The following is an 11,082-nucleotide window of genomic DNA, read 5'->3' on the forward strand; positions in this document are numbered from 1 at the left end:
CTTCCACAATGTAACCCATGATTAACGCGCAAACGAAGCCAAATTTCACAAACTCCGCACACTTACGCTGGACACAAACGTCAGCTTAAACAAAAAAAGCCACCGTAATCGGCAGCTTTATTTAGTAACTTATTCTCTTAACCATGGTGCGCAGAACGACTCTTCCGAGCGGCGCGCTTGCGGTTGTCTTCAAAACGTTCTTCTTCATCTTCGATTGGCTCAACCACGCGTTTCTTGAATGAAAGGACAGCGCCAGCAACGGCACCGATGGTTGCAACGGTTCCAAAAAGAAATCCCTTTACAAAATGTTTCATTGAGAAAGGCCCCCTAACAGGTTAAAATTGATTTGTGTTACTTATATTATGCCGTTTTTTCGGTAAAAAATCCAGTGAATCGCAAAATTATGGTGGAGTGATCTTTTTGAAAAAAGTATTGGCCATTATTGGGCCGACAGCGGTTGGTAAAACAGCCCTGTCAATTGAAATAGCAAAACAGTACCAGGGTGAAGTGATCTCTGGGGATTCAATGCAGGTTTATCGCGGGTTAGATATTGGAACGGCTAAAATTATGCCGGTTGAACGGCAGGGTGTACCACACTACTTGATCGATATTCGAGAAATTGATGAACGATACTCAGTAGCCGACTTTGTTGCTGAAAGCCGCCAATTGATCGATCAAATTACCGCGCGCGGTGGGTTACCGATTATTGTCGGTGGGACAGGCTTTTACTTGAAGGCCTTACTGTACGATATGAATCTGGGTGGTGATCAGTACGAAGCCACTGAATCAGTTCGGAAAAAATGGCATGCTTATGCGGCGACTAACGGGCAACAGGCATTATGGGATCACTTGAACCAAATTGATCCGGATGCAGCTGAAAAGATTCCGGTCAGCAATGAACGGCGAATCGTGCGGGCGTTGGAGGTTTACGAACAAACTGGCCAGCTTTTTTCGAAGCAACAGACAACGTTGACGCCGCGATATGATGCCTTAGTAATCGGGTTAAATACGGATCGAGCACGGTTGTATCAACGAATTGAACAGCGAGTTGATCAGATGATCGATGAAGGGCTTGAAACGGAAGCACGTCAACTTTACGATGCCGGTGGTCAAAGTTTGGCAGCCGGTAAGGGGATTGGTTATCGAGAACTATTTCCGTATTTTGATGGTCAAATAACACGTGAGATGGCGATCGATAAAATTAAGCAGGACACCCGGCACTATGCCAAGCGCCAATTAACGTGGTTTCGGCACCAGATTCCTGTTGAATGGTTTGATTTATTGGCGGATCCAACGGCTAAAGACCAAATTGAAGACGCCATGACAGATTGGTTATCCAAATGATGTTATAAAACATTACATGAAGTGTTGACACTGACTAAAATCGTGGTATTATTGAACCATGCAAAAGGAGGTGAATGTGATGACAGAAAAAGAATTGCAACGATCAAAGTCCGTTCTACCAATTGGGACGGTCATGCGACTTACTGAATTATCTGCCCGTCAGATTCGTTATTATGAGGAACAAGGATTAGTGATTCCGAAACGAACTGATGGTAACCGGCGAATGTATTCGCTGAATAATATTGATCAGTTATTAGAGATCAAGGACTATTTAGCTGAAGGCATCAACATGGCTGGTATCAAGGCCATCTACGAGCAACAGAAGAAACGCGCAACTGAACGGCGAGAAGATAACTTGACTGATAGTGATGTAAGACGGATTCTCCACGATGAATTCCTGAACATTAGTGGCTTTGACCGCGGCGTTGGAACGTCATTACATTCACAGCGACCTCTTGACTAACTTTGTGGCTTGCTGATTTTAAAAACTATCTTTCAAGGAGCGATTTTATGCCAAAACACGATTACACCAAAGACGACATTCGTCAAATGGCTAAGGATGAAGATGTTCAATTTTTACGGTTAATGTTTACTGATTTGTTTGGGACAATCAAAAACGTTGAAGTACCAATTTCACAGCTTGAGAAGTTACTCGACAACAAGTTGATGTTTGATGGTTCTTCTATCGATGGTTTCGTACGCATCGAAGAAAGTGATATGTACCTCTACCCAGATCTGTCAACTTGGATGATTTTCCCTTGGAGCAGTGATCGTGGCAAGATCGCCCGTGTCATCTGTGAAGTTTACACGCCAGACAAGAAACCATTTGCTGGGGACCCACGGAACAACTTGATTTGGGTCTTGAACGACATGCGTGAAGCCGGCTTTACTGACTTTAACATCGGACCAGAACCAGAATTCTTCCTATTTAAGATGGATGAAAACGGCAAACCAACGACTAAGTTGAACGATAACGGTTCATACTTCGATATGGCCCCAATGGACTTAGGTGAAAACTGCCGTCGTGAAATCGTTTTGACCTTGGAAGACATGGGCTTTGATGTTGAAGCTGCGCACCACGAAGTTGCACCTGGTCAACATGAAATCGACTTTAAGTATGCGGACGCCTTACAAGCCGCTGATAACATTCAAACCTTCAAGTTAGTCGTTAAGACGATTGCTCGGAAGTTCGGTCTTTATGCAACCTTCATGCCAAAGCCATTAGCTGGCATTAACGGTTCCGGGATGCATTTGAACATGTCACTCTTCCACAAGGACGGTAACGCCTTCTATGATGAAAAGGGTAAGTTGCAATTATCACAGGATGCTTACTACTTCTTGGGTGGGTTGCTTGAACATGCTCGCAGCTTTACTGCTATCTGTAACCCAACGGTTAACTCATATAAGCGGTTGGTTCCAGGCTACGAAGCCCCAGTTTACGTGGCATGGTCAGGTTCTAACCGGTCACCATTGATTCGAGTACCAAACTCACGTGGTCTTTCAACTCGTTTGGAAGTCCGGAGCGTGGATCCAGCTGCTAACCCATACTTGGCGATTGCAGCGGTCTTGGAAGCCGGTCTTGACGGTTTGAAGAACAAGATCGAACCTGAAGAAAGCGTTGATCGTAACATCTACCGGATGGACGCTGAAGAACGGAGCCAAAGCCACATCACCAACTTACCAGATACGTTGCACAACGCCTTGAAGGATCTGGCCGCTGATGAAGTCATGAAGAAGGCCATGGGACCACACTTGTACCCAAGCTTTATTGAAGCTAAGAACTTAGAGTACGATGCTTACCGCACTCAAGTATCGAAGTGGGAACGTGATCAGTACATGGAATTGTACTAATTGCGTCACTAAAAGATTATAAAAGTTTTAAACAACGCCGATTCAGTCAAATGAATTGGCGTTGTTTTTGTTGTCGTAATAAAATAGGAAGTGACAGCTTTGAGAGGTGTCGACAGCGACCTGCCGGAAGTGAACGGAAAATTTCCGGGTATTTTAATGAAAGGCCTTTATTAAACTCACATTTTCCGTTAACATTAAACTAGTTACATATGATGAGAAATCGTAAACGAGGGATAATATGCAAAGTAATAGTGAAGCACCACGCGAAGAGATCAATCCAGCACAAGCGCAATTAGATTTATCGATCAGTCAAAAGATTAATTATCTACAAACGCTCCAAGCCGCCTTACACGACGGTGATGATCGGCAGATTTATGAGTTAATTGATAAAACGCGTTATGATCGCGAAGTGAAGAAGTCTCGGTCAACGACCCAAACCCGTGAATTATCAGGGTTAGTGAGTGACGTTCATGATGAACTAAGTCACTACTTGAGTCAAAATCTAATTGACTACTTGGGGAAGACCTACCCATTCTTCTACTACGATGAAGTGACGTCAGGGCAATTTGACATTTACTTTGGTAATTGGTGGGATCGGCGTTTGTTTGGTCAATTAGACGTGTTAAACGTGGCGTTCGAATTTGACGAAACTGAGTATGGTAAGCTGAAGCGGACCTTTGATTTAGAACCACTCCATCAACGTTATAACACCGATAATATTGCTGAAATTACGGCGAAGAGCGCCGAACTCCAAAAGTTGATCACACAACAAGATGACCGTGATCGTCAAAAAGATGATCTTCGGCAACAGTTAAAGGATGTTAGTTCAAAGAGCACCTTGCCTTGGGATTCTGGTAAAGTCAAGGAAGAACGCCAGGGACTCGTCGATCAATTATCTCAATTGGCGGACGAGGACGAAGCCGCAATGAACGCCAATAAACAAATTAAGGATAACGATGAGCGCATTCTCGAATTATCAAAGGAGGACACGATCCTCAACTACGAGAAACAAAGTATCCAACAAACGTTTGACGACTTTAGCCATTTTGAATCACACAATCAAAGCTTGTATACCGATTACCTCACAAACTTGATTGGGAAGGGCAAGGTGGTAGCCGATGATTAATGAAACTGATCCATCAACATTGAGTACCAGCGGACGTTTGTTGTCCTATAATGACGCGGTTAAGGAAGGTCTTCAAACCGGGATCAAGTTTACCGAACTGATGGACCAACTGATCAACACCAAAGATCCGAGTGTGTTGGTCGAAGCGGCCCAAGCATTGTCCGTTTACGTATTGGACAGTGACTTCGTAACCTTCCCACACCAGTACAATACAGCGGATTACTATTTGATTTTCATGAGCCGTCTACTTGAATTGCACGATAAAGGTGATTTGATCACCTTGCAATCACATGAAGCCACCCAGCACCTGACCCAGCAGATTACTGCCATGGGTGATTTAGGGACGTTTGCTTTTCAACCAGCAGATGATACTGGAGGTGTTTATTACACTGAACAGGTCACTGGCGAGGTCTTGTTCTATCTGAATTTAAAGCGTCAGGTCATGCGGATGAACAGTAAGGCCATTACACAACTGTTTATCATTACCTATCACGATAAGTTGGAAAATGAGCAGATTCTATCGACGACGCAGTTGCTGATCGATTTTGGTCAATCATTAAAGACGGACTTTGGGTTTGACGTTGACTTTAACTTGTTGGATACCAGCAACCAAGAGTTCTACTATGTTCAGGCCAATGAGTTGTCGAGTGAAGTGGTTGATAAGCTGTTCGTTGCGGCTGCCGAACAAGACTACATGTTGATGCACGCCCAAGATGGCGCTACATTACAGCTTCCTCAAGACGTTACCTTGACGATTGCGAGTCATACCGCTAGCGGCCAAGCCAAGTGGGGGTTAACGGTGCAAGATCAGGATGAAAAGATGTCTTGGTTCAAAGTGTTGTTAACGTACGACTTCTTACGCGATTGGTATCTAGACAATCTGGACGAATTACAGATTCGTTCGGATGCGTTGGTCTTTTAGAAAGTAGGGTTATTGTGACACTTGATTTAGCAAAATTATTGCAGTCGGCGATTCAGTATCGTACCCAGTTTAACTATACGCATCAGGTTGCCATTCGGCCTGAAGAGGGGTTGCGCGTCGATTACGTAGCGTTGGACGTTGCCCTCGGCGATTTAGCGAAGCAGGTCGGGTGGTACCGGTTAGGTGAAACACCAGTGCCGGTTGACCATGATACGCTGGTTGCTCAGTACGTGACGACGATGACGGCTTTCTTCAACGTCGCAGCGCGGCAGACTTGGTCACACCTGATCGTGATGGATGATGATCAATTGACAGCCTTGATGGCAAAACGGCCAGCTAAGAGTTTGAGTCAGCAGTACTTAGCGATTCGACACTTTGTCGATCAGGCGCTGTTTGAACGCCAGCAAACGGCATTTGAACACGCTTGGCACGTGTTCTTGAAGTGGGGGTTAGTTGATCTTAAACTGACCTCAGCGGAAGTTGAAACGGTAGCGAGTGCATCCTTTCAATTAACTGATTAGTATAAAAAAGAAGTTCGCCGATCAATCGGCGAACTTCTTTTTTTGCGGTGCAGTTTTTTAAATTAGCTGAGGTGAATTAACCGGAAAAATGCTTGTACATAACTGCGTCGCGTTGTGGCGAAATGTTTGGACTGTGCAAGTCGTCGGGTGTGGCTTTGGTAAAGTTCCCATGCGCCAGCGATAACGAACAAGACAGCAATGAAACTAATAAAGACCATGGCAATCCCTCCAAAGTTAAGTTTCAATTACGTTACAGTTTCATTATCAGTTGATGACTTACAAAATGCAAGTAAAAAACACCGATTTTTAAGAATAGTTGCGAATTTATTTGTAGGTGTTTTTGAAGTAAATGTAGTTTTCAAACGAAAATAATTGAAAAAGATGTAGCATACAAATGACCGCTATAATCACTGTATATTCTTAAACAAGCAAATACCGAATTGTATATATTGGGTATTAAATGATAGTATAGACCAATTTTAATGATTGATTATATCAAACAAAATGTAAAGCGATTGATTTATTTTCATGGGCTTTTGGAGCACCTCGTTGCCATGCGAATAAAATTGAACGTATTGTGTGAAATGCCTGATCAGAAATCAGAGGATTGTGATTGGCATAAAAGTCCAAAATAAAAAGCCCTCAAGAAGAGGACTCAGTCGACATTGACCGTGATCATGCTTGACGATAGATGAGAAATTTAGCTTTAGTCAACTATCCCTGACTAAAAGCACGGAATTTTCGCATTTTTTATTAAAAAAACAAATTCAACTTCGTCCGAGTAGTTACCACTAGGTGAGTAAATATTACCGGTTTTACTCACAATAGGATAGTCAGTGTCAACAACGAAAGGACAATAAATGATATATTTTATGTTTATCAGTACTTATTTTAGCGACTCACGGCAGCGAAAATTAAGAATGGATCGCAAAGATCAGTTTAAAATTTTAATTGGTAAAGTCAATCCACGCGACATTGGTGAGATGGAAGATCTTTTTTGTCTAAATGTTAGGTGCGTTCCCAGTCACATTTATGAAAGTATTCCGATTGATGGCGTGGTTACGAAACGGCTGCCAAGCGGCCGCAATGAACACAGCGTGTATCGAACAACCTCGTTTAAAATTCGAGGCCCAGAACAAGTAGTCGAAATTATTAAGCTGTTAAATGAAGCGTACGAGGCGGGATAGTTTTGCAGCATCACCAGCATTTGGTGGACGAAGTTGAGAAAAATGTAATTTTAAACGAGGTTATTTCAGAATACAAAAATAAAAACGCCGTATCATCGGCGTTTTTTTAAGGTGACGAAAGGAAATTTATCCCCAATTGACTGTCGCAGGAGAGATTCGAACCCTCGACCTACGGTTTAGAAGACCGTTGCTCTATCCAGCTGAGCTACTGCGACATATTCATAACGAACATGTATAATTATAAGATATTGCCCAGATGAAGTCAACGACTATTGTAAGGAATCATGCATCGATACCCAATAGCATCAATCTGTTTGAGCGAATACGGTAGCATGCAAGAAAAATGATAATTATTAATTTCGCTTAAGCGAGTGGTCTAGGTAACTGGTATAGGTCCAAAGGTTGAACTATCAATGGATAATTCATGTAAAATTCAGTCATTAATTGACTGATTGTTCGGTTTTTAAGCAATCTCAACCGGTGTTGTATAACGGCGCGAAATGGTTGTTGCAAAAATGAATCGTTTTCAATTGAAATCCCGGTTTATTCTTGATAAAATAAAGCGAAATCAAAGTAGTGAAGCACATGGACTATTTTTTTGAGCGATTTGTGGCTTGACTAGTTTGTTTCTGAACAATTCAAGTGGATTGTTCGGAATGTGCTGCATTTGGTCCGATACCTTGGAGGTGGCAGTCGCAAAATAGAAGTTGGTATAGTGAGAGGTTCGGGGGGAAACGAACTTCTCTGTCAATGTAAGGATGGGGAGATCAATTTGAGTAGAAAAATTGAAATGACGGGTAAGCAGTTTGGTCGCTTAACGGTCCTTCAGCAAAAGGGACAAGATCCTCGTAACGCTGATTTATTATGGGAATGTCGCTGTTCATGCGGCAACGTCGTTGTGGTGGATGGGTCACGACTTCGAGGCGGTTACGTTCGAAGTTGTGGATGCTTACGACGAGAACTAGCTCGGAAGCGCTACATCGAAAACAAGGATTTTACCAAAAACATGGGCAATACGCAAAACTTGCGGAATAAAGATGGCATCATGGTATCCTCGCTGAAGGAATCGCCACGTAATACCTCGGGTGTGGTAGGGGTTTCCTTTGATAAGGCGACGCAAAAGTGGTTAGCGCGACTGATGTATCGCGGACACTATGTCTTATTGAAGAGCTATGATACTAAGGCCGAGGCGGTGGAAGCGCGAAAACACGCCGAGTTATTTTACTGGAAGCGCAGTGAACAAGTGAACTAAACAATGACTTATCCTTGATAGTCGTTGACTGATTTCAGTCGATGGCTATCATTTTTTTAACTATTAGCACAATTGTGGGGTCTCGTAGCATTATTTTCTGAAAAAATGGCTTAAATTCGTGAAAAAAGGTCAAGAAAGGGCTTTCATTTCTATGTTATACTATTAACAAATTCAGAATTTAATTGAGGGATGGGATGTTATGACAGCCAAGCAACACGCTAATCTAACCAAAAGTAACCAAGTACTCGATCAATTCGCAAAGGTCGTTAACAGCGACAAAGCCATTCGAAAGGTAAAGCCAACCGAAAAATTGCGTTGTGGGATTGATTTGGGGACGTCATCAATTGTGTTGACGGTCTTGGATGAAAAAGACAACCCGATTTACGGGGCATTTGAATACGACCATGCCGTTCGTGACGGGTTGATTGTTAACTTCGTTGAAACGACTCAAATCTTACGGCGGTTAAAACAAAAAGCAGAGGATGTGTTAGGTGTTGAGTTAACCACTGCCTGTGGCGCCATTCCACCTGGTACGGGTGAAGGTAGTGCCAAAATCGTGGCCAATGCCATCGAATCCGCTGAATTTATCTGTCGTCACGTGGTTGATGAACCAACGGCAGCGGCGAAGTTTTTGCGGATGAAAACGGGCACCGTTGTTGATATTGGTGGTGGGACTACCGGGGTCAGCATCTTTAAAAATGGCAAGTTGATTGAAGTCATCGATGAAGCTACCGGTGGGTTCCATATGACATTGGTTCTTGGCGGTGCTTACCATATTAGTTCCGACGAAGCTGAACTGATGAAGCGGGACAATAAGAAGGAACGCGAAGTCTTTCCAATTATCCGACCAGTTGTTGAAAAAATGGCATCAATTACCAAAAACGCGCCTAAGGTTGCGGTTGAGGAACCGGTTGTCGTTGTCGGCGGGGCGATTAACTTCGAAGATTTTATTCCGGCCTTTAGTAAGACACTGGGACTTAAGTCGTTTAAGCCTGATTTTCCGCAGTTTGTGACCCCATTAGGCATTGGTATGTATGATCATGATTAATCTAATGTATAAATAAGGATAAAATAAAAGCACGCCACTTTGTGGGTGTGCTTTTATTTTATCCTTATTTTTAAATCCGCAAATTTACTTATCCAACTCAAGTTTATGAATGATATACGCCTTAGAAGCCGCATCCAATAAATCATGATACGTTGCAAAGTCACTCACGGATGCCACATAGGCATCAAGTTCTTCCGGCGTTGCGTTACTAGGATCATCATCCTTAAAATGGCCACGGTCCCAGAATTCCTCGAAGTTATGGGCGGTGGTGTTTTCACGAAGAAACTTTTTGTTTAACAAATCACCCAGAGGAACGGCACTTGAACCGATCATTTCATCGGCGGCTTCCTGACGCTGCGTGATTTCGCGTTGGAGCGTTTTATCATCAATTGGTTGTTGGTTCTTCAAACTGATCACATCCTCAATCTAAGTTAGCTTACTTTCCATTATAACAAGAAATATATAGTAAGAAAACGGTTACTTAACCGCATCCGGAAAAGGTGAGATTAATGTATGAGATATAAGAATCAGACATTAAAAAAGCGCCGCCAGCGGCAGCGCTTTTCAGTCTAGTTTTACGATTGAAGTTCGAGTGTGATGATCAGGTAAGTGCTTTTCGGGATCCGTATCACGTAAGTAATCAATTTCTTGAACCACGATCCGAACTAGCGAACGTTTGACGGTTTCGTCGTTTAAAATGGCTGCCAAGGCCGTCGCATACTGTTTACTGGTTGCGTCGTCAAGGTCACGTGTCGTCGGGGCATCGTTAAGCGCCTTTAAAATGGTGCTTGTTGCAATTGTTGCTGAGTGGTCATCAAATTTATGATCAGACATACGTATCACTCCCTTTAGTTGATACCCTAATTATACTGGAAAGTTGTGAAAAAAGTGTGGGTAAATCTCGATTTTTTATAAATTTAAGGTAATCTAAAGCAGAAGTTTAGACTAAAATCGGTCAATGTAGGCCGGGAAAAACGGCGGATAATTGGTCTGATGACCGGCTGATAATTAGGGGAACAACCTCGGAAAAGTCTGGAAAACGGTTAATTGTTAAGCCCCTTGATAATCAAGTTAATTGGGTAAATAGTTTGATATTCAAAATACTATTTTTCCAAATTGCGCTAATTCCCGGTATATTAAGCGTTTTAACGGCTTGTAACCGCCAGCTTACGGGGCAAGGCTTGACAAGCAACCCAAAATTAGAATAATATACTGCCATCAAATACTTTGATGTTTGAAATACTTTGTCAAGGAGGTGTCGAGTTACCGATGCAGCTCACTTCTCAAGAGATTCAGGCACTGATTCCAAACCGCTTTCCAATTTTTTACATGGATGGGGTGACCGAATTAGTGGCCGGTGAATCAATCACGGCAATTAAGAATGTTACGGCAGATGAAAGTTTCGTGAACGGTTATCGTCCGGGCGAATATATCATGCCCTCAGCTTTGATCGTTGAGTCGTTAGCACAAGCAGCCTCGATTTTGATTTTGAAGTCGCCAGCGTTTGCGCATAAAACGGCGTACTTGGGTGGAATCTCTAAAGCCGAGTTTTTAAAGGACGTTAAAGCGTCTGATCAGATAGCACTGAAAGTAAAGATGAAGAAGCAACGTGACAATATGGGCGTTGTTAGCTGTGAAGCGGTTGTGAAGGATGAAGTTGTCCTAACTGCTGAACTAATGTTTATCGTTGAGCCAGAGCGCACAACCGATTGACGATGGGCTTTCTCACTGCTATTATTTTGATGTTGGAACTATTTGATAATCGAAATAGGTGGTGTATCAGTGGAATATTCAACGATCAAGCGAATCAATCAATTGTTGACAACGGTTT

The 11,082-nt window shown here is 42.8% G+C and carries 12 protein-coding genes and 1 tRNA gene; 9 read left to right on the forward strand and 4 right to left on the reverse strand.

What is annotated here, in order from left to right:
• Nucleotides 1-137: 137 nt before the first annotated feature.
• On the reverse strand, nucleotides 138-314 hold the full coding sequence (locus tag ACYVR3_RS05860; protein ID WP_082405087.1) for a DUF3042 family protein: 177 nt from the start codon (nucleotides 312-314) through the stop codon (nucleotides 138-140).
• Between the two features lie 106 nt (nucleotides 315-420).
• Here ACYVR3_RS05860 and miaA point away from each other — a divergent pair, with 106 nt between their 5' ends.
• The 6 genes from miaA (at nucleotide 421) to ACYVR3_RS05890 (ending at nucleotide 5,764) form a co-directional block, all read left to right on the forward strand.
• Nucleotides 421-1,344: a tRNA (adenosine(37)-N6)-dimethylallyltransferase MiaA gene (gene miaA, locus ACYVR3_RS05865; protein WP_461243481.1), complete on the forward strand. Its 924-nt coding sequence runs from the start codon at nucleotides 421-423 to the stop codon at nucleotides 1,342-1,344.
• A gap of 79 nt (nucleotides 1,345-1,423) precedes the next feature.
• The gene (locus ACYVR3_RS05870) at nucleotides 1,424-1,807 is read left to right on the forward strand and encodes a MerR family transcriptional regulator (RefSeq protein ID WP_057151932.1); all 384 of its coding nucleotides are present in this window, start codon (nucleotides 1,424-1,426) and stop codon (nucleotides 1,805-1,807) included.
• Between the two features lie 47 nt (nucleotides 1,808-1,854).
• On the forward strand, nucleotides 1,855-3,195 hold the full coding sequence (gene glnA / locus ACYVR3_RS05875; protein WP_461243482.1) for a type I glutamate--ammonia ligase: 1,341 nt from the start codon (nucleotides 1,855-1,857) through the stop codon (nucleotides 3,193-3,195).
• Between the two features lie 238 nt (nucleotides 3,196-3,433).
• A complete protein-coding gene (locus ACYVR3_RS05880; RefSeq protein ID WP_461243483.1) occupies nucleotides 3,434-4,321 on the forward strand; it encodes an exonuclease SbcC in 888 nt (295 codons plus the stop codon).
• Nucleotides 4,314-5,243 (forward strand): hypothetical protein, encoded by a 930-nt coding sequence (locus tag ACYVR3_RS05885; RefSeq protein WP_054736534.1) that lies wholly within the window; start codon nucleotides 4,314-4,316, stop codon nucleotides 5,241-5,243. Before ACYVR3_RS05880 ends, ACYVR3_RS05885 begins: the two co-directional genes overlap by 8 nt.
• Nucleotides 5,244-5,257: 14 nt before the next feature.
• A complete protein-coding gene (locus ACYVR3_RS05890; protein ID WP_461243484.1) occupies nucleotides 5,258-5,764 on the forward strand; it encodes a 2-deoxyuridine 5-triphosphate nucleotidohydrolase in 507 nt (168 codons plus the stop codon).
• A 1,328-nt stretch (nucleotides 5,765-7,092) separates the two neighbouring features.
• Here ACYVR3_RS05890 and ACYVR3_RS05895 read toward each other — a convergent pair.
• Nucleotides 7,093-7,166: transfer RNA gene (locus tag ACYVR3_RS05895), tRNA-Arg, on the reverse strand.
• Nucleotides 7,167-7,723: 557 nt separating this feature from the next.
• Here ACYVR3_RS05895 and ACYVR3_RS05900 point away from each other — a divergent pair.
• Nucleotides 7,724-8,203, forward strand: a complete 480-nt coding sequence (locus ACYVR3_RS05900) for an AP2 domain-containing protein (protein ID WP_461243485.1) — start codon at nucleotides 7,724-7,726, stop codon at nucleotides 8,201-8,203.
• A 199-nt stretch (nucleotides 8,204-8,402) separates the two neighbouring features.
• Nucleotides 8,403-9,251 carry an ethanolamine utilization protein EutJ gene (gene eutJ, locus ACYVR3_RS05905; RefSeq protein WP_461243486.1) on the forward strand — a complete coding sequence of 283 codons (849 nt, stop codon included), beginning with the start codon at nucleotides 8,403-8,405 and terminating at the stop codon, nucleotides 9,249-9,251.
• A gap of 84 nt (nucleotides 9,252-9,335) precedes the next feature.
• Here eutJ and ACYVR3_RS05910 read toward each other — a convergent pair whose 3' ends face one another.
• A complete protein-coding gene (locus ACYVR3_RS05910; RefSeq protein WP_461243487.1) occupies nucleotides 9,336-9,659 on the reverse strand; it encodes a hypothetical protein in 324 nt (107 codons plus the stop codon).
• Between the two features lie 156 nt (nucleotides 9,660-9,815).
• On the reverse strand, nucleotides 9,816-10,085 hold the full coding sequence (locus ACYVR3_RS05915) for a hypothetical protein (protein WP_054736546.1): 270 nt from the start codon (nucleotides 10,083-10,085) through the stop codon (nucleotides 9,816-9,818).
• Between the two features lie 435 nt (nucleotides 10,086-10,520).
• On the opposite strand from ACYVR3_RS05915, the gene fabZ reads away from it, so the two are divergent.
• The gene (gene fabZ / locus ACYVR3_RS05920; RefSeq protein ID WP_054736550.1) at nucleotides 10,521-10,964 is read left to right on the forward strand and encodes a 3-hydroxyacyl-ACP dehydratase FabZ; all 444 of its coding nucleotides are present in this window, start codon (nucleotides 10,521-10,523) and stop codon (nucleotides 10,962-10,964) included.
• Nucleotides 10,965-11,082: the final 118 nt, after the last annotated feature.

The sequence above is a fragment of the Secundilactobacillus muriivasis genome, from assembly GCF_054785195.1.